Source organism: Leptolyngbya sp. GB1-A1 (genome assembly GCF_039962475.1).
In the GTDB taxonomy this organism is placed as follows: Bacteria; Cyanobacteriota; Cyanobacteriia; order Elainellales; family Elainellaceae; genus Leptolyngbya_A.
Map to the genome: position 1 here is coordinate 302,037 of NZ_JAMPLI010000004.1, position 17,850 is coordinate 319,886.

The 17,850-nt window shown below is 52.9% G+C and carries 17 protein-coding genes; 9 read left to right on the forward strand and 8 right to left on the reverse strand.

Annotated elements, in window-relative coordinates; translation table 11 throughout:
- Nucleotides 1-9 precede the first annotated feature (9 nt).
- Nucleotides 10-2,580: a mannose-1-phosphate guanyltransferase gene (locus NDI45_RS06875; protein ID WP_348246835.1), complete on the reverse strand. Its 2,571-nt coding sequence runs from the start codon at nt 2,578-2,580 to the stop codon at nt 10-12.
- Between the two features lie 257 nt (nt 2,581-2,837).
- Between NDI45_RS06875 and NDI45_RS06880 the strand changes: the two genes are divergently transcribed.
- On the forward strand, nt 2,838-3,020 hold the full coding sequence (locus NDI45_RS06880; protein WP_190793220.1) for a hypothetical protein: 183 nt from the start codon (nt 2,838-2,840) through the stop codon (nt 3,018-3,020).
- Nucleotides 3,021-3,198: 178 nt separating this feature from the next.
- Entirely contained in the window at nt 3,199-3,933 is a 735-nt protein-coding gene (locus NDI45_RS06885) for a class I SAM-dependent methyltransferase (protein ID WP_348246836.1), read from the forward strand.
- A 152-nt stretch (nt 3,934-4,085) separates the two neighbouring features.
- On the opposite strand, the gene NDI45_RS06890 is transcribed toward NDI45_RS06885, so the two are convergent.
- Entirely contained in the window at nt 4,086-5,198 is a 1,113-nt protein-coding gene (locus NDI45_RS06890) for a cysteine peptidase family C39 domain-containing protein (protein ID WP_348246837.1), read from the reverse strand.
- Between the two features lie 289 nt (nt 5,199-5,487).
- Between NDI45_RS06890 and NDI45_RS06895 the strand changes: the two genes are divergently transcribed.
- From NDI45_RS06895 to NDI45_RS06905, 3 genes are read left to right on the forward strand one after another with little or no spacing between them, the layout of a single operon-like run.
- On the forward strand, nt 5,488-5,988 hold the full coding sequence (locus NDI45_RS06895) for an ABA4-like family protein (RefSeq protein ID WP_348246838.1): 501 nt from the start codon (nt 5,488-5,490) through the stop codon (nt 5,986-5,988).
- Nucleotides 5,989-6,006: 18 nt separating this feature from the next.
- Nucleotides 6,007-7,197, forward strand: a complete 1,191-nt coding sequence (locus NDI45_RS06900) for a TonB family protein (protein ID WP_348246839.1) — start codon at nt 6,007-6,009, stop codon at nt 7,195-7,197.
- A gap of 4 nt (nt 7,198-7,201) precedes the next feature.
- Nucleotides 7,202-7,849 carry a precorrin-8X methylmutase gene (locus tag NDI45_RS06905; RefSeq protein WP_190793215.1) on the forward strand — a complete coding sequence of 216 codons (648 nt, stop codon included), beginning with the start codon at nt 7,202-7,204 and terminating at the stop codon, nt 7,847-7,849.
- Nucleotides 7,850-7,926: 77 nt separating this feature from the next.
- On the opposite strand, the gene NDI45_RS06910 is transcribed toward NDI45_RS06905, so the two are convergent.
- Together NDI45_RS06910 and NDI45_RS06915 are read right to left on the reverse strand one after the other, a co-directional pair.
- The gene (locus NDI45_RS06910; protein WP_190793231.1) at nt 7,927-8,460 is read right to left on the reverse strand and encodes a tetratricopeptide repeat protein; all 534 of its coding nucleotides are present in this window, start codon (nt 8,458-8,460) and stop codon (nt 7,927-7,929) included.
- A gap of 164 nt (nt 8,461-8,624) precedes the next feature.
- Nucleotides 8,625-9,353, reverse strand: a complete 729-nt coding sequence (locus NDI45_RS06915; protein WP_348246840.1) for a Bax inhibitor-1 family protein — start codon at nt 9,351-9,353, stop codon at nt 8,625-8,627.
- A gap of 358 nt (nt 9,354-9,711) precedes the next feature.
- On the opposite strand from NDI45_RS06915, the gene NDI45_RS06920 reads away from it, so the two are divergent.
- The 3 genes from NDI45_RS06920 to NDI45_RS06930 all read left to right on the forward strand — a co-directional run bounded on the left by NDI45_RS06920 (nt 9,712) and on the right by NDI45_RS06930 (nt 11,288).
- Complete coding sequence (locus NDI45_RS06920) at nt 9,712-10,494, forward strand: RNA polymerase sigma factor SigF (RefSeq protein WP_348246841.1); 783 nt, start codon at nt 9,712-9,714, stop codon at nt 10,492-10,494.
- 179 nt (nt 10,495-10,673) lie between these two features.
- Nucleotides 10,674-10,946, forward strand: coding sequence for a 2TM domain-containing protein (locus tag NDI45_RS06925; RefSeq protein ID WP_348246842.1), 273 nt, complete (start codon nt 10,674-10,676; stop codon nt 10,944-10,946).
- Nucleotides 10,947-10,979: 33 nt separating this feature from the next.
- Nucleotides 10,980-11,288: a DUF3181 family protein gene (locus NDI45_RS06930; protein WP_348246843.1), complete on the forward strand. Its 309-nt coding sequence runs from the start codon at nt 10,980-10,982 to the stop codon at nt 11,286-11,288.
- A 254-nt stretch (nt 11,289-11,542) separates the two neighbouring features.
- Here NDI45_RS06930 and NDI45_RS06935 read toward each other — a convergent pair whose 3' ends face one another.
- From NDI45_RS06935 to NDI45_RS06945, 3 genes are all read right to left on the reverse strand, one after another.
- Nucleotides 11,543-13,264, reverse strand: coding sequence for a diflavin flavoprotein (locus tag NDI45_RS06935; protein WP_348246844.1), 1,722 nt, complete (start codon nt 13,262-13,264; stop codon nt 11,543-11,545).
- Nucleotides 13,265-13,395: 131 nt separating this feature from the next.
- Nucleotides 13,396-13,974 (reverse strand): phosphate-starvation-inducible PsiE family protein, encoded by a 579-nt coding sequence (locus NDI45_RS06940; protein WP_348246846.1) that lies wholly within the window; start codon nt 13,972-13,974, stop codon nt 13,396-13,398.
- 251 nt (nt 13,975-14,225) lie between these two features.
- A complete protein-coding gene (locus NDI45_RS06945; protein WP_348246847.1) occupies nt 14,226-15,953 on the reverse strand; it encodes a diflavin flavoprotein in 1,728 nt (575 codons plus the stop codon).
- Nucleotides 15,954-16,346: 393 nt separating this feature from the next.
- Here NDI45_RS06945 and NDI45_RS06950 point away from each other — a divergent pair, with 393 nt between their 5' ends.
- Nucleotides 16,347-17,072 (forward strand): response regulator transcription factor, encoded by a 726-nt coding sequence (locus tag NDI45_RS06950; RefSeq protein ID WP_190789591.1) that lies wholly within the window; start codon nt 16,347-16,349, stop codon nt 17,070-17,072.
- A gap of 76 nt (nt 17,073-17,148) precedes the next feature.
- Here the strand turns inward: NDI45_RS06950 and NDI45_RS06955 are convergent, their stop codons facing one another.
- On the reverse strand, nt 17,149-17,682 hold the full coding sequence (locus NDI45_RS06955; protein ID WP_348246848.1) for an N-acetyltransferase: 534 nt from the start codon (nt 17,680-17,682) through the stop codon (nt 17,149-17,151).
- Nucleotides 17,683-17,850 lie beyond the last annotated feature (168 nt).

Genomic DNA, 17,850 nt, shown 5'->3' on the forward strand with positions numbered 1-17,850 from the left:
ATTCGCTTCCTATTCGGCTAGATCCATCAGGTCAACCGGGCGATCGTCGTGACTATGCGCCTGATCAACAAACTCCTGCACGTAGGCACGATATTCCCGCAAGGTTTCATCGACCCAGTTGCGATCGAAGCTATCGGCATAAAGATGCACCACGGGTTCTCCGGCATCGGGCAGCAGCAGCACCCAGCTATCGCGATCGGGGCTAAAAATTTTCACGCCGTCGGTCAAATCGAGCGGGCTGGAGGAGCGGGTTTCAACCAGATGCCGCATCAAGGCTCCTTTAGCTGCCCAGGGACAGCGTACGGTGAGCGATCGGTGACAAACGCGCGGCAGCTCTGCCCGAATTTGTCCCAGAGTGCGGGGGGTGCGGTAGGCGTCTTGCTGCTGAAGCGAGAGCAGTTCGAGCAGCTTGGCAATGCAAAACATGGCATCAAAGCCGGGGTGCATTTGCGGGAAAATGAACCCGGTGTCGCCGCTGCCGCCCAGTACCACGTTCGGATTCGTGTGGCAAGCTTCCATCAGCGCAGTTGGGTTAGCTTTGGTGCGAATCACTTTGCCATCATGACGGCGGGCAATTTGCTCGACCACGCTGGAGGCACTCACCGGAACCACAACAACGCTGCGTGGGTGATCCATCAGCATCAGGTGAACCATCAGGGCAGTTAGCATTTCGCCGTGAATCGTGTTGCCAGATTCATCGACTAGAATGAGCTGTTCGCCGTTAGCAGAAACCTGAACGCCTAGATTCCCTTTCAAGGCTTCTACCACATGACCGAGCTGGCTGAGCAACGCTTCGCGATCGGCAGTCGATGGAACCGTATGGCTAAGGCTGGCATTCAGCACCACCGCATCGCAGCCAAACTTACCCAGAATTTGCGGCAGCACGGCTCCGGTCACGGCATACACATAGTCGATCACGATTTTGTAATTGCCATTTCGCATCGCCTCGGCATTCAGCATTCGCTCGAAGCAAGCACTATAAATTTCGGTGGTTTGCGTCACAGTGGCAACGTTGCCAATTTCCTGAATCTGCGCCCGCCGAAAGTCTTCTTTGAAGTATGCGCCTTCGATCTTCTTTTCTCGCGCTTTGGAGAGGTTAATGCCCTTATTGTCAAAAAACTCGATCAAAATATGATCCGATCGCTCAGGATGCATCCGGACATGAATGCCTCCGGCAACCGCCAGCGTGGGAGTCACCGTTCGCGCAACCGGAATTGCCGTGGCTTCCAAATTTTGCACATTCACCCCGACCGACATTAATCCTGCAATGAGCGATCGCGACACCATGCGCGAAATCGGACGCTGATCGCGAGAGACAATCACCTGCGAACCGGGCTTCAGCGTGGAACCAAAGGCAGCTCCTAATCGCACCGCAAACTCTGGGGTGATATCGACATTTGCCTGACCAGAAACGCCCCGCTGTCCGAATAAGTTGCGGTGGGCTGCGTGTCCCCAAATCAGATTCATGTTCAGGGTTGCGCCCGGTTCGATTCGTTTGCTGGGCCAGATACGAACATTTGGACTCACGAGCGATTCTTCGCCCACCGTGGAAAGTGAGCCAACCACTGCACCCTCTAAAACGTTTGCCCGCCGATCGATCCGGGTTCCCCGTGCCGCGACACAAGCCCGGAGCTGCGCCTCTTCGCCCACAATCACGCCATTCCAGATGATCGGACGCTTCAGGTTGGCATCGTTACCAATGATCGAGTTATCGCCAATCACGGTTCCGGCAGAGATCTGCACCCGTGCCCCGATGCGGCAGTGATGTCCGATTAAAACGGGCGACTCCAGCCGTGCCGAGGGATCGATATGGGTGTTTTGTCCGACCCAGATTCCGGGCGATCGTTCCGGGTAGTCTAATTCCAGCTTCACCTCTTGGTTGAGCGCGGCATATTGCGCCTGACGGTAAGCGTCCAGATGTCCGACATCGCACCAGTATCCTTCTGCCACAAAGCCATACATCGGCTCGCCTTTCTCCAGCAGCAGCGGGAACAGGTCTTTAGAAAAATCGGTTTCCTGGTTGGGCGGCAGGTAGTCTAAAACTTCCGGCTCCAGAATGTAGGTTCCGGTATTCACCGTGTCTGAAAAAATTTCGCTGCTAGAAGGTTTCTCCAGGAATCGCTGAATCCGGTGCTGTCCGTCGGTGATCACCACGCCAAATTCGCTCGGGTTCGGCACACTAGTGAGAATTAGCGTTGCTTTCGATCGCCGTTCTTTGTGGAACTGAATCGCTGCCGTCAGGTCAAAGTCGGTAATACAGTCGCCGCTGATCACCAGGAATGTTTCGTCTAAAAGCTCTGCGACGTTTTTAACGCAGCCTGCCGTGCCCAGGGGCTGATCTTCCTCGACTGCGTAGGTCATCTGTACCCCAAACTCACTGCCGTCCTGAAAATAGTCGCGCATGACATCAGGCAAATAGTGCAGCGTCGCAATAATCTCGGTAATGCGATGACGGCGCAGCAGATTCACAATATGTTGGGCGATCGGACGGTTCAGCACCGGAACCATTGGCTTGGGCAGGTCACAGGTCAATGGTCTCAGCCGGGTTCCTGACCCCCCTGCCATCAGCACTGCTCTCATACTTCCCTCCTTGAATTTCGCCGACTCGGTAAGGCATGGCTAACGCGATTAGCTACTGCATCGAGCTTTTTTTAGTCTCCTACAGTCCATCGGGGTTGGGGTGTCCGTCAGGAGAGATTCTAAAGTGTGCGCAACAATTGTTAATAGTTAACGAAGGCAAAACTAGATAATTGCGAAGCCGTCGCAACCTATAGCAGGAGTTCAGGTTGCTAATTTACACTTGAAGGAAAGCTTTAGGTTCAAAGAAGGCTAAATCAATGCTAAATGTTCTGGTTTTCTTGGCGATCGGGGTTTATGTGGGCGGTGTAATTAAGTTCTGGAGAGGGTTCCACCGTACTAATTTTAGCAGTGGAAGACTGTACCTGGCGCTACTGTGGCCCCTGCTGATTTTGGGCAATCCCTCTTATCGACAAAACTTCCGCCGTGCTTTGAGAGGCTAGTTTTTTCTGACAAAACGCATTCATTGACCTGTTTTTCCCAGTGTGAATCTTCCTTGATCGAAGGATGAGGATGCTTGAAGTGTGGCAAATTCACTACATTGCCCTCTCTATTTCCCTTTGGCTCCTCATTAGGGGGGCTTTGAGACCATTATTATCCTGAAGGGCACAGCAACAAGGCATGGCAAAAGAGAAAGGCAAAACGGCGGGTAGTGGACTGGGCGATATTCTGGGCAAGCCATCGGGTGATTGGCAGCCTCAAATCGAGGCAGTGATGCTGCGGTTTAACCGGGAATATCGACGGGAAGCGATCGATCTACCGCCAGAAGTGGAAGAAATGCCGATTTTTCGAGAGTGGGTAACCGGACAGCTCACAAGTCGGCTCAATTCGCCTTTTTGGGAAATTGCCAAGCCACAAAAATCACAAAAATGCCTGGATATCGGCTGTGGTGTCAGCTTTTTGATTTATCCCTGGCGCGACTGGGACGCTTATTTTTATGGGCAGGATGTCAGCACCGAAGCACAAGATATTCTCAACACACGCGGACCCCAACTCAACTCGAAGCTGTTTAAGGGCGTGCAGTTGGGCGGAGCCGATCAACTCAAATACGACCCTGCTTTCTTTGATCTGGTGATCGCCACTGGGTTTAGCTGCTATTACCCGATCGCCTACTGGCAGCAGGTTCTCACTGCTGTAAAGCGAGTGCTGAAGCCTACCGGGTTTTGTGTCTTCGATGTGCTAATTCCTGATACGCCGATCGCCGAAAACTGGGCAATCCTGGAAACCTACCTGGGCGCAGAAGTCTTCCTCGAATCGCTAGACGGCTGGAAAAAGGCGATCGAATCCACGGGCGCAAAGATTGTGAAAACGCAGCCGGGAGAAGTGTTTCAGATGTATAAGGTGAAATTTACCTGAGGATATTTGAGGCGTGTAAGCGGTGCGACATTGCCCACTTAATTTCCCAACTTTTGACTTGCTGCTCTAAAAGAGCGAGGGGGAACTTCGCAACCTTCAGGAGAGTTAGATTTCTCCCAGAATTGACCCGCTAGGAGGTGGCTCAGCGTGAGCTAGTCAATCCATTGAATCTTGCCCATTGCCTCTGAGCCTTGCTGAAGTTCTATGCCGGGAAAAGTGACGATCGGGCGATCGAGGGTTGGCACTCCTGCGAGAAACGCACCGTTTAGCAGCAAGACAGTTTCGGGATCGAGTTTTCCGGTGGGCTGAAGCCCCATTTGGGCCTGAAAGCTGCGAGTTGCGGTCTGAAGGGCATCGGGCATGACGGATTCAGACTGCGCCAGGTAGCCCAATTGCATGAGGTAACGCGCTGCATCCCCTGGTACTAAGACGGTGTCGCCCGGACGCAGAATCGGAACATACTGTTTACGCCAGATTTGCTCAAACTTGGCTTTGGGCAGGCGGAGGATTTTGCCGCGATCAGGGTCGGCGATCGTTGCCGTATCTTCATCCATAGCGAGTAGCCCGACGGCATGAGGAGCTTTACCCCGTCGCAGTTCGAGCCAGGTTGCTAACACACCGGGACGGTTGATTTGCCGCATTTGCTCCCAGGTGGGCGTTAGCTCAATTCCGTCGAGGTTCATTTGTTGCAGTGCACCCACCAATTGAGGCATCGAGGTCCCCAGAGAGCTGGTTCCGGCAAGCTGCGCGACGCTCGATTCAGTTGCCTCAATGTTCCAGAGCCGCAAGACAGATGCCAGAGCTGCCGGGGCACAGCTACTATCCGAGGTCTGGCGAAAGATGCCGTTCGGCTGCAAGTTGTTTTCCAAAGAACTGTAGATCGGGGCGAGAAAGTACCGCTCGGAAGAATGAAATGCCATTAACCCCAGCAGCCCCAACAGCGCAACCACGACTACCTGAAGCCGAGCGGTTCGCCAGCTCACGACAAATGCTAGCCCGCAAAACCCGACGAGAATCACGCGCATTGCCGTCCAGGTAAACTGCATTCCCGAAACGCGCCATTCGATCGGGAGTGCCTGCACCTGAGACAGGTAGGACACCAGCACCAGTAGCCCGATGTAGACCCCCAGGAAGGTCAGCGACAGCCAGTTTCTACCTTGAAACAGATTATCTGCCGTTGCCCCTCGCCGCAGCAGTACGCGCCCAAATCGCACTCCGCCTAAAAAGCCCAGCCCACTCAGCAATACGGTGACAACCTGTTCCACAATCCTTTCTCGTTCACGGTGTTTTGTACCTCGCCTGTTTCCCACTGTATGCGTTCTGTTGGAGCTTTGCTAAAACGAGGCACGTTCCAGGAGGGGTTTGGGCAGTCGCAGAGATTCGACATCGCCCCCTAAATTTCCTGGCGCCGCCCGATCGAGATTCCCTTGTCAGACCAGCTCGAAAGGCGATCGAATCCTGATTCGGGTTTAACCCGATCCAGACTAAAGTTGTCTTTCTATCAGAAAATCGCTCACCATAGGGGAGAGTTTAGCGGTTGGTGAGTTCAGAATCATGACACTTGATTTTTTGTTTAACGCAGCAAACTTGTTTGTCCTGCCCTTCTGGTTTTTGATGATCGTGCTGCCGAACTGGGGCATAACACGCAAAGTCATGGGGTCAGTGCTGCCGTTTGTCGCGCTGGCTGGACTCTATATCTATTTGTTTGCCAATAGCCTCGACCCGGAATCAGCACAAGCGTTTTCTAATCCGCAGCTTGCCGATCTTGCTCGCTTGTTTGCCGATGAGCGAGTCACGGCGACCGGATGGATTCATTTTCTTGTGATGGATTTGTTTGTGGGTCGCTGGATCTACTGGGAGGGTCAGCGAACCGGAGTCTGGACGACCCATTCTCTGCTATTCTGCTTGTTTGCGGGTCCGATCGGCTTACTGTCTCATTTAGCAACTCAGGGATTTCGCCAAACTTTTTTAACCCGCCCTGCGTCTACGGCGGAAGAACCAAGCAGTTCGACTGCGTCTGGAGCAATGTCCAATTCTCCGGCAGAGCCGTCTTAAACGAAGTAAAGGATTGCTATGACGAATTCACTCGATCGCAAGCCCAAGTCCGCGATCAGTCAGTGGCGCGTTCAAAAAGGCGATGATCCGGCTTGGCTCTGGTGGCTCGTTGCCGGCAGCTCGATCGCCACTCACGTCCTGCTGTTGAATCTGACGCTTTCCTTCAGCAGCCGTCTATCTAGCCCGTTGTCCAGCAGCAATCCGATTGCGATCGATCTGATTGAGCTAACGCCCGATAAACCTGCTGCAAATCCTCCTGCCAAACCTGCAACGGCGACTCCTGCCGCAGCTTCCCCAGCGAATCCCGCACCTGTCGCAAACCCGTCTGCTTCTGCTCCTGCCCCAACCGCCGCGAATTCTCCTCGCTACACGCCTCCTGCGCCGACTGGCGATATTGCCTTTGCCCCATCTGTTCCACCCATTCCATCCGCCCCGATTCCGCCCGTTTCAGCACCGACTCCCACGACTACTCTTCCTCCGTCCATCCCCGCTCAGACTTCCGCCCCGCTTCCCCAGCTTGAGCCTGCACCCCTGCCGCCGAGTTCTCCTGCGATTGCTCCAGAGTTCCCCCCAGGGGTAATCGGCAACCCTTTCCCTGAGCTGGATCCTTCCCCGATTCTAGAATCAACTGCGCCCGATCCGGCTTTACCTGCGTCTCCAACTGCTGATTCCCCAGTGGAAGGCGAATCTATCCCAAATTCTGAATCGGCTGCTGCGCCTGTTCCACCCACTTCTCCCCAAGTTGTCACGCTGCCAATCGAGATCCCTGTTCCTGATGTAAGCGAAACGCTGCCAGTTCCATCGCCGTCTGTGGCGCAATTAGAACAGGTTGAAACTCCACAGCAAGCAGTTCCGGTAATGCTCACAGCAAGCGTGATCCCGGCTGAACCCGCATCCGACGCGAACGCACTTCCCGAGACGATCGCCCGTCCGCTTCAGGACTCTGAAACCTTTGCTGCCGACCCCCGCAGCTCACCCTGCCTGATTACCCCTGAAGTCATTCCCTATCTAGGCGAAACTGTTGCTGTCCAAGTCACCACTAACGAAGCAGGACAGGCAACTGATGCCAGCGTCCGCCAGCCCAGCAGCAGTCCCGTCTACGATGATCTTGCCGTCTGCATGGTCAAGCAATGGCAGTTTGAACCCGCCGTCTCTCAGGGAAACCCTGTGCCAAGCAATGCGCTTGTCGTCGCCGTTCGCATCCAATAACCCCATGCCCTCCCTCAACCACCCCATCCTGGAACAGAGCTTCGCCGTGATCGATCGTGAAATTGGCTCCCATTCCTTCACGCCTGCCGAGTATGCGATTGTTCGTCGTGTAATTCACAGCACGGCAGATTTTGAGTTTAAGGAGCTGATTCGCTTTAGTCCTGATGCGATCGCAGGTGCAGTGCAGGCTCTTCAGCAGGGCGTGCCGATCGTCGTTGATGTGAACATGGTGAAACAGGGGATTCTCAGCGTAGTTAATCGCACCTTTCAAAATCCGATCATGGTGGCAGTCGATCAGGCAGAGACCGCACTACCCGGAAAAACACGCACCGAAACAGGTCTCCTGTCCTGCTGGGAAGCAGTTCCTGGGGCAATCTATGCGATCGGCAATGCGCCCACGGCACTGTTGGCACTTTGCGAGCGAATTGGTGGCGATCGAATTGCGATGGCTCAGTCTGGCTCTGCCTCTCCCTTTGCAATGCCTCCGCTGGTGATCGGTGCGCCCGTGGGGTTTATCTCGGTCGTCGAGTCCAAAGCAGCTCTTGCCCAAACTCCTATTCCCCAGATTCGCGTAGAGGGGCGCAAGGGGGGGTCAGCGATCGCGGCGGCAATTCTCAACGCCCTGCTGATTCTGGCATGGGAAGCCACTTAGCCCCAAAAACAAAAAGTCCCCCAGAATCGGGGGATTAAGGGGCAGTGTAAGACATCCGCGATCAATCAAACATTCCTTCAGGAAGAAGGAACCAATCGCTTGCGGAGCGAATCTGCCCGTCGCTTTGCCGTTGAATTTTTCGGGTCAATCTTGAGCGCAGCTTCGTAGGTCTCAAGTGCCTGAGCGGTGAGCTGCTTTTTCTCGTAGGCAAATCCCAGATTGTTGAGCACCGTGGGATATTCGGACTGTCGCTCCAGTGCCTCTTTGTATTGCCGGATTGCCAGGTCATACTGCTCCTGAGCAGCATAGGCAAACCCCAGTGCGTTATAAATCAGGGCAGCGTTTTCTCCACCTTCCAAATCTTTTGCCTTCAGGGCTTTTTGGAACATGGCGATCGCCTGACTAAAGAGCCGCTTATCTAGATAAATACCGCCTAGCTCGTAATATTCCTTAGCGGTTCCCTTCTCCTTGGTGAGCTTGCGTTGAAGACGGGCGAACGTTCCCTCAGTGCGGCGCGATCTAAGGATTTGTCGAAAGAGAAACCAGCCTGCGACTGATAGCAGGGCTAACAGGACTGACAGATAGATAACCGGAAGCAAACTTGGGTCAATTGCCATTGCGAATACAGACTTGAACTCTTCCTTTCAGCCTACAACATCACGGAATTGGACGGAGGAGCCTGACTTGGTTCAACTTACACAAAAAAACAAGGGACGAAAGCCCCTTGCCGAAAAAGCGATGCTGTGAAGAATGATGAACCCGCAAAAACAATGAACTAGTCGCGGCTATTAATTGCAATCAGCAGACGCAGGATAAACACAAACAGGTTGATGTAGGTGAGATACATCGAAAGGGCAACGGAGAGATACTGCTGATCGCTGTAGCTACGCGGCAGGATATAAAAATCAACCACCGAAGCACCTACAAACAGCAAAACCCCTAGCCCAGAAATCCCAATTTCTAGCCAACTCGGCGTGAATATCCCAAAGAACGAAAACAGCAGTTGACCGAGAATTACCACAAACAGGGCAATGATCCCAATGCTGATGGTTTTCGAGAGTGCCAATCCATCTTGATCAGACAGGTTAGAGCCGATCGATCGTGCCCCAATAAACGTGACACCACAGCCCAGAGCGGCTGCCACGATGCCCATAATTCCAACCCCCTGCGTTCCCAGCGCGACAAAAATCAGTCCACTCAGGGTGTATCCAGAGAGCAAGCTATAGGCAGCCAGAAGTGGGAGCGCAACGCTGTTCCTGCCCTGCTGAGCGACGCTGGAAGCCACAAAGAAGAGAATCAGCTCGACAATTAATGCCCCGATGAAGGTCGGCATAAACAGGCTGGGATTGGAACTGATAACCCCCAAGCCGCCGTATGCGCCCAGTGCGGTCAGAACTAGACCTGCACCTAAAAAAGGCAGTGCTTTAGAAATAACGTTTGGACCGACGATCGGCAGTCCTTTAGCCTCGCGCATCGCGCCGCGAAAATTGCTGGTGTTACTCATGACGCTTCTATTTCCTCAAGTCGATTCGTCAGAAAGTTAATTGACTAAACCACAGATTCACAGAATAAACTCACAGATTGGGTTCACAGGGTAGAGCAAAGCCCAAAAATCCGCTCTGCTTTGATTGTAGGTGATCGCTCCAATTGGGCATCGCGAGTCTAACCATTGGAATGGCTCTAATGCAGCCGTAAATCGATTCTGCACGCATCCGCAGATTGGAGTGTCGGTCATGACTCCGTACTTTCTCGGATTCCTCTGCATACGCCCCTTTCCATTCCCCGTGGAATAACGATGGTTACTACCCCCCTTCTATCCCGACAATGTGCCTAACTCTGAAAGCAAGGTGGTTCTTCAGGTCATGGCTACTCAATCTTCTCTTCGCTCTGACAGCATGGAACTCTTGATGGCATACAAGCAGAATCCATCTGTTGCCCTCCGTAATCGGCTCGTACGTTTGAATGCTGGACTCGTTCGCAAAATTGCTCATCAAATTTGCCACAAGTGCTCTGAACCCTACGAAGACCTGGAGCAGATTGGCTACCTCGGCTTAATTCGGGCGATCGAGCGGTTCAATCCTGGCCAGGGCTGTGCCTTTAGCTCGTTTGCGGTTCCCTACATTCGCGGCGAAATGCTGCACTTCCTGCGCGATCGCGGTAACTCTGTTAAAGTTCCCCGCCGTTTGCAGGATCTCGACAAAGAAGGGCAGCGGGTGCGGACAGAGTTAACCAAGCTCTTAGGCAGAACGCCCGAAGACAACGAAATTGCAGGGCGGCTCGGTGTCTCCGCCTGCGAGTGGCGCGAAGTGAAGCTGGCAATGCGAAACCGAATGCCCTTGAGTCTAGATGCCACAATTTCCCACCAGACCGACTCGCCGATGACGCTGGGCGAAACCCTGCCCGATATGCACTACCAAACGCTCCAAAAGCTCGAAGAAGACCGCCAGCAGCTGCAGCGTGCTCTTAACCAGCTCGAAGAGAAAACCAGAGCCGCGATCGAGTTTGTCTTTTTCAGCGATTTGTCCCGCAAAGAAGTTGCAGAGCGAATCGGAGTCAGCCCAATGACTGTCACCCGCCGTATTCATCGCGGTTTAGAGCAAATGCTCACCTTCTTACAGCCCCAAACCCTGCAAACCGATCCCTAAGTTTTCGCGTCTCGTCTCCCTAAATGTCCATATCTCCTTGAGCTAGGGCGATTGTCAACCGATCGCCTTTTTTCATGCCAAAAATTCCTTATCTCCCCATGCCCAATGCCCCTATCCCCCCTTCACTCTTCACCCTTGCAGTAATCTAGAAGAAGAAACCTACCTTATCCCCAAACGCTATGCCTCCCCGTTGGTCGCGCAAACCCGATCGCAAAGATGCTGACTACCGCAAGCTGGACGATCGCATGAATTTTGCAGTTCACGTCGCTTCCTTTATTGCCGTTAACTCCGGTGTATGGTTTGCTCACAACCTGCAGCAGGCAGACTGGGAGTGGATTAGCTGGCTCACTGGGCTATGGGGACTTGTCCTGGCGGCACATGCAATTTATATCTTCACAATTGCAGATTACTCAGAGGCGACTCCTGCGCCAACCTTGAGTAAAAAAGAGTAAATCAATACCAATAATCAAAACAGGAACAGAACAATGGCATACGCAACCACCAACGAAGCGATCGAAAAACTCGCTGCGGCGATCGGTGAAAACGTTTACATCGACGTGGCAAAGTGGCATCTCTATCTGCGTGATGCTCACCTACATACTGTTCTGGCAGAGCAGCTTTATCCTCAGATGCAGGATGGCAACCTCCAGGAAAATCAGGTTCTTGATTTGCTGAAGAAAGTCCCTGTGAAACTGGGCGGTGGCAAGCTCGAAGTTCCCCTTTCAGAACTGCTGCCAATGCAGTCACAGGTGCATCTGATGGATGTCCTGGAAGAGTATCAGCGCGAGATGTAACCTGACAGTGATTCTCCAACGATAAAATCCACGGAGCTAGCTTGGGGTTAACAACATTAACTCCGGTAACTCCAGTTCCAACAAAGTCGTTTTCGTTGCAAGTCACAAGACGCAGGAAGTTTTTCAGGACGATCGCGCCAAGGAGCGAATCTATCTCAGGAAGCGATCGTCCCAGCCATTCAGGTTATTCAACCCACTCTCCCACGGCAGCATTGTCGCGACTTCGATCGCCCTAATATTGCCCTAATACCGCCCTAATACTGGCTGCCCGATTTGCGGTGCTGCACGGCGGTGACCCCATTGGATTCCAGCAGTTTTCCGTCTTCGACCAGCGCGTAGACGAGCCAGTGATCGCCGCATTCCATTCGGTCCTGCACCCGGCATTCAAGATAGGCAAGGGCTTCGTCTAATACCAAGCAGCCATTGTTTGCCGAATGGGTGGCAATTTCGGCAAAGCGATCGTTGCTGGCGGCAGTTCGCTGAAAATAGCGCCTGAGGTTACGCCCTTCTTTGAGAATGTTGAGGACAAAGGAACCGCCGAGCTGTGCTGCGTCTTCGTTGTCTTCTTTACTGACGGCGATCGTCAATCCGGGAGGGCTAAACGTTGCCTGAGACACCCAGGAAGTCAGCATTCCGCGATTGACTCCGTTTTCCTGCGTGGTTAACACACAAAGCGATCCGGTAATGCGTCCGACCGCATGCCCAGTGCGATCGCTCTGGGATTCGGCAGCAAGCTGACGAGGGGCGCGAATCTTTCTGGTTTTCCGAAGTGCCTGGACAAACTCGCCTCCGGCGGCTTCACCCTGTTTTAGAGTGGCTTCGGTGGGTTTGAACTTAACGCGAATTGGCTCAAATCCGAAGCGGAACCCTGCGTCTTGCAGCTTTGTTTCCAGCAGGTCGATCGCCTCACCGCTCCAGCCGTAGGAGCCAAATACCCCTGTGAGTTTGGTCTTAGTAGCAGTAGAGAGGGCAATGCCCAGCGCAGTCTGAATTTGAGTCGGGGCGTGTCCTCCCAGGGTGGGCGAACCAAAGATAAAGCCGTCACACTGCTCCAGAGCGGCTGCAATTTCGGCGGGATCAGTAAACTCGCAGTTGATTGACTGCACCGAAGCACCAGCCTGAATCATGCCTTGAGCGATCGCATTTGCGAGGGTTGCGGTGTTGCCATAGGCAGAGGCATAGAGCAGAGCTACGTTGAGATCCTGAGTTTTCTGCTGTTCACACCACTGGCGGTAGTCAAACGTAAAGCGGCTGAGGCTATAGCGCACTAAGGGACCGTGACCGGGCGCATAGATCTTGGCGCGAATCTCTGAAAGCTTATCGAGGGCAGCTTCAACCTGCTTTGCCTGGGCTGCATGAATGCAGTCGAAATAATAGCGGCGGTCTTCGTCAAGCTGTTTCCAGTTCTCATCAAAGACAGCATCATCGCAGACATGCGCCCCGAATAGCTTGTCCGTGTACAAAATGCGACTTGCCGGATCAAAAACGCAAAGTCCGTCGGGATGGCGCGGTGTGGGAGTGGGAATGAGCTGAAGCTGATGCCCTTGCCCCAGGTCGATCGTCTCTTCCACGTTTGCCAGAATGATTCGTAAATCCAGATTGGGAAGTGCCGATCGCAGCGCGACTTCTGCCGCACGGGTGCAGACAAAGGTAATTTGCGGAGCCGTTTCGACATTGAGCAGTGCTTTGAGGGTGGCGCAGCGATTTGAGTTAACGTGCCCTAAAATCACATAGTCAATCTTTTGCAGATAGACGTGGTGCGCCAGTTCTTCAATAAAAATCTCTGTGAACGATTCACCGGGCGGGTCGATTAATGCGATTTTGTCTGCCTGGATCAGGTAAGAATTTGCCGTCGTTCCCTTTTGACGAGCATACTCCACCTCAAACTTGAGCCGATCCCAGGTGCGCGATCGTAAGACCAGCGTCTGCGCTCCGATTTCGGCAACTTGAACGTCACGGGGTTTGATGTCTGTCATAGGGGGAGGATAGAAAGGGACTGGAAAACTAGACGATCGGCAAAACTAATCAGAGCACTGCTCAGATATCGAAGCGGGAGGGATGCGGGAGCTTTTACCGCGCCATCTTTTCACGACTGCACTTAATTTTGTCAAAACTGAGGCTGCTCTAATTCTCGATGATGATTGGCGTGATGATTCGTGCGAGTTGGCACATCAGTCATTTCTTCTTCGATCGCCGCTGCCACCGCCAGTTCTCTTGTTCGTCGCGCAGAAAGCACCTGTTCCGGATCGATGCCTTCAAACGTAGGAGGCAGCCAGACGCGAATCACCAGCAGCATACCCAGCACCAGTAGAAACGCGCAGGAAGCCGCAATCTGTGTCCAGGGAGTTTCGAGGACGCCTCGCACAATCACTTCTCGCAAAATGGAGACGATCGACACTTCAACCGCGACCCCAATCGACACGCGCTGTTCTTGCAGGTAAATAATCAGTAGCCGGAACAGCTCAACCAGAATGAGGAGAAACAAAATATCGGCAGTGACGGCAGTAAAGGCCAGCGGCGGCAGCAGCGACAGCACCATTTCTCGAAGCTGGATCACCATGAAGCTGAATAAGCCGATACAGAGTGAAATCACAATCAAATCTTGGACGGCTTCCAGGGCGCGGACGACGTAGTGACGCTTAATCCAGTTGTAGCGATCGGTTGTGGAACTCATAGCATTCTGCATCGGTTTTCTGTTCCATCAAGATTTCCTCCCTAGCTTACCTTCAAGTTAACTTATCTATAAATAGCTTAATGTTCAAAAAAGCTGATTAATTGAATTAGCGTTTTACTGAAGGGTAATGCAGAACAGTTCCAGGATTGGGAGCCAGAAAGGGAAATAGAGGAGGCGATGCAAAACCTTTAATACTGCTCCGATCGCCCCTCATCTACGTGAATATGATCGTTGCCCCAATCTACTGTGCTTAATAGCTGTGCCTAGTAGTGGTTGCCGACCTTGCGGTGGTGAATTGCAGTCAAGCCATCGACCCTAGATACGCGACCTGCCTGAATCGTGCTGTAGACAATCCAGTGATCGCTGCATTCCATGCGGCTAACCACTTCGCATTCCAAATAGGCTAGCGACTCTGCCAGGATCGGCGAACCGTTGGTGGCAGGATAGGTCTTGACACCGGCAAAGCGATCGGCTCCGGGAGCAAACCGCTTGAGAAAATGCTTCATCAGGGTTTGATAGTTGCCTTCTTCCAGCACGTTCAGCACAAATCGATCGCCTACGTGCATAAAGGATTCGATTGCCCGGTCTTTTGCAACTGCGATCGACACGCCAGGAGGCTTCAGGCTTGCCTGTGCCACCCAGGATGCCAGCATCGCGCTGGAGATGTCGCCCTTTTGTGCCGTGATGATATAGAGTCCGCCGCTGAGCCGCCCCAGTGCTTTATCCAGATCGTTGTCGAGAGCCTTCATTTGCTTGACGGTGCGATCGCGGGTGAGCCACTGTCCCAGGTCGGTTCCGGCTTCGACGCAGAGCTGAAAGGTGCTGTCGTTCGGCGTTTCTTTGATCAAAATCGGCGGAAACGCTTCTCGCACCCCCACTTCTCGAAAGCGATTGCGAAGCGGATAGACCGACTCATCCTCGCCGCCGCCTGTTTCAAACAAGCCCACGACCTGCTTGGAGTTCACGGCTGCCAGGATCGTACCCAGTGCCGCTTCCGTGCTGCCGATCGAGCGACCTGGCTGAGGTGGCATCCCGATCACAATGCCCGATGCTAGACCGATCGTTTCAGTAATGTCGTGCGGCTCAGCCGTGCACAGATCAATCAGCTCGACGCCCACGCCTGTTTTCTGGATGCCCTGACCGATTGCCTGGGCTAGCTCGTCGCTGTAGCCGTAGTCCACTACATAGAAAATGGCAACCATTGTTTCGGCTTTTGCCTGTGCCTGGCTCCATTCGCGGTAGCGGTTCACCAGTTCTGAAATGTGGTGCTTTAGCAGGGGGCCGTGTCCGGTGGCGATCGTCTCGATGGTTGGAAGGTCGCCCATGCGCTTCAGGGCTGCCAGTACCGAGCGGGCATTTGGACCCATGAGGCAGTCGTAGTAAAGCTTATAGTCTGCCTCCAGCAGCTCCAGGTCTTCGTCGTAGCTGTAGTCGTCGCAGTAGTGCATCCCAAACACATCGCAGGTGTAGAGAGTGCTGGTTTTGTGGTCGAAGGTCAGAATGGTGTCGGGCCAGTGGAGGTTAGGTGCAGAAACGAACTCCAGCTCGTGCCCATTGCCCAGATCCAGCCGCTCGCCGCTTTTTACCTGGAGCCGCTCAAAGGGAGAATGTACCAGATCTTCAAGAAATTGAATGGCTACCTTGGAACCGACGATGGTAATGTGAGGCGCAAGCTGGAGCAGGTCTTTGATCAGACCGCTGTGGTCGGGCTCAGTATGGCTGACAACTAAATAGTCAATCTGTTGGGGATCGATCAGCCCGGTCAGGGTATCAAAGTAAAGCTCGCGAAATTTCTCGTGCGAGGTATCGACTAAAGCAGTCTTCTCACCCCGGATCAAAAAGGAGTTATAAGTTGTGCCGTTTTGCAGCTCAAATTCAATGTCAAAGCGATCGCGATCCCAGTCAAGCGATCGAATTGCTGTCGTGTTATCGGCTATTTCTAAGGTTTGGAGCGTTAAGCGGCTTTGAATGCGCTCAGTAAGTGCTACCATGTCTGACTTTCCTCACTAACGGGCGAGCCTTGTCCTGTCATTACCCCATTATTGCCCTGCTGACTAGTTTTTTGTAAAGTTTTAATAAGTAAATCTACTTATTATCTCTGCTTATCGATTCTCCCATAAGGGTGACGCAAACTTAATCAATTTCTGACGTGAGGAAGCTAATAGACGCGGCTACCGTCGTTTTAGGGGTATTTTTGCCGTGGCTACGAGCATGTTGCATTCTGTCTCAGAAACGAAAGATTCCCTTGTAAACTGTAAACGGGTTAAATATAAGCATTAAGATTGATGCGCTCAGAAAGAATTAAAGATCCTTGCTTATAATCTGTACAGGAATCTTTTCATTCCTCAACGGTTCTAGAACATCTCTATCAAAACTCTTAAAAGATGCCTCGTATTCTTGTCATCGATGATGACCCTGCAATTGCCGAACTCGTCGCCGTAAATCTGGAAATGGCTGGCTATGATGTCAGTCAAGCTCCAGATGGCATCAAAGGACAAGCCCTTGCGCTTCAGCTCATTCCAGACCTGATCATGCTGGATTTGATGCTGCCTAAGGTCGATGGGTTTACGGTTTGCCAGCGTCTCCGGCGTGACGAACGAACTGCTGATATTCCCGTCTTGATGTTGACGGCTCTTGGGCAAACCCAAGACAAGGTAGAAGGATTCAATGCAGGGGCAGACGACTACCTGACGAAACCCTTTGAAGTCGAAGAAATGCTGGCGCGAGTGCGTGCCCTGCTCCGACGAACCGATCGCATTCCTCAGGCTGCTAAGCACAGCGAAATTCTTAACTTTGGTCCGCTGACGCTTGTTCCCGAACGGCTAGAGGCGATCTGGTTTGACCATACGGTAAAGCTGACTCATCTAGAGTTTGAGCTGCTCCACTGCCTGCTTCAGCGACACGGACAAACCGTTTCCCCCAGCGAAATTCTCAAAGAAGTCTGGGGCTACGACCCGAATGATGACATTGAAACGATTCGGGTTCACGTTCGTCACCTGAGAACCAAGCTGGAGCCCGACCCACGCCATCCGCGCTATATCAAAACTGTCTATGGGGCAGGATATTGCCTGGAACTGCCTGCACTGCCTCAGGAAGGCGAGATTGCCTGAGCAAATTCTTTTTCCAGAATGCCTGTTCTACAAGAGGCGATCGAAGTCGTTTCCTTTGTGGTTGATACGCTGACTCCTACTCCAGCGCGTTGAACTCCGATCGATAGCTCACCGTTCCCTGGCAGCCCTTAAGGGCATCCGCTGCTAGCTCTACCACCATAAACGCTTCTTCTGGAATGTTGTATTCACATTTCAACCCCTTTTCGCGGGCTGGAACAAACCCAAATCGGGAATAGTATGCCGGGGAGCCCAGCACGACAACGGCTTGACAGCCCAACCGATCGCACTCTACTAAACCCTGGCGAATCAGCAGTGCCCCAATTCCCCGTCGCTGATAGCCGGGTAGAACCGCAACGGGTGCAAGTCCAAGCACGAAGGCATCCGCACATTCCCCGCAGGCTCGATCGACGTTGGGCTGGGTGCGAATCGTGACTGGACTGAAGAAAATGTGTCCGACGATTTGCCCAGATTCAGTCGCAATGAGGGAAAGCGTAGAAGCGGCTCCCCGAAGTCGATCGACTAAATTTGCCTCGTCTTCTCGCCCGAATGCCGCAAGATTGACTTTGCGAATGGCTTCTATATCCTCTGGTTGCTCAGCTCGGACTTCCATAATTTCCTAAGTTCTCAGTTTTGGAATCTGAAGCAGTTCTAGGTCTTGAGCAATTCTAGTAGTCTGCCAAGGGAACTTTGCCTGGTGGGGTTATTTCTGGTAAGGTGACTCAAATCCAGGAAGATCATTATGAGTCAGAAGCGTTACATCGTCGATTTAACGGATGCC

Bases quoted from the DNA above. Each gene is read 5' to 3' on its own strand.
- NDI45_RS06915 (WP_348246840.1), bottom strand. From the start codon at position 9,353: ATGAGTAACACCAGCAATTTTCGCGGCGCGATGCGCGAGGCTAAAGGA.
- NDI45_RS06900 (WP_348246839.1), top strand. From the start codon at position 6,007: ATGACGAATTCACTCGATCGCAAGCCCAAGTCCGCGATCAGTCAGTGG.
- NDI45_RS06875 (WP_348246835.1), bottom strand. From the start codon at position 2,580: ATGAGAGCAGTGCTGATGGCAGGGGGGTCAGGAACCCGGCTGAGACCA.
- NDI45_RS06935 (WP_348246844.1), bottom strand. From the start codon at position 13,264: ATGACAGACATCAAACCCCGTGACGTTCAAGTTGCCGAAATCGGAGCG.
- NDI45_RS06940 (WP_348246846.1), bottom strand. From the start codon at position 13,974: ATGCAGAATGCTATGAGTTCCACAACCGATCGCTACAACTGGATTAAG.
- NDI45_RS06930 (WP_348246843.1), top strand. From the start codon at position 10,980: ATGGCATACGCAACCACCAACGAAGCGATCGAAAAACTCGCTGCGGCG.
- NDI45_RS06950 (WP_190789591.1), top strand. From the start codon at position 16,347: ATGCCTCGTATTCTTGTCATCGATGATGACCCTGCAATTGCCGAACTC.
- NDI45_RS06905 (WP_190793215.1), top strand. From the start codon at position 7,202: ATGCCCTCCCTCAACCACCCCATCCTGGAACAGAGCTTCGCCGTGATC.
- NDI45_RS06955 (WP_348246848.1), bottom strand. From the start codon at position 17,682: ATGGAAGTCCGAGCTGAGCAACCAGAGGATATAGAAGCCATTCGCAAA.
- NDI45_RS06880 (WP_190793220.1), top strand. From the start codon at position 2,838: ATGCTAAATGTTCTGGTTTTCTTGGCGATCGGGGTTTATGTGGGCGGT.
- NDI45_RS06895 (WP_348246838.1), top strand. From the start codon at position 5,488: ATGACACTTGATTTTTTGTTTAACGCAGCAAACTTGTTTGTCCTGCCC.
- NDI45_RS06920 (WP_348246841.1), top strand. From the start codon at position 9,712: ATGGCTACTCAATCTTCTCTTCGCTCTGACAGCATGGAACTCTTGATG.
- NDI45_RS06925 (WP_348246842.1), top strand. From the start codon at position 10,674: ATGCCTCCCCGTTGGTCGCGCAAACCCGATCGCAAAGATGCTGACTAC.
- NDI45_RS06945 (WP_348246847.1), bottom strand. From the start codon at position 15,953: ATGGTAGCACTTACTGAGCGCATTCAAAGCCGCTTAACGCTCCAAACC.
- NDI45_RS06885 (WP_348246836.1), top strand. From the start codon at position 3,199: ATGGCAAAAGAGAAAGGCAAAACGGCGGGTAGTGGACTGGGCGATATT.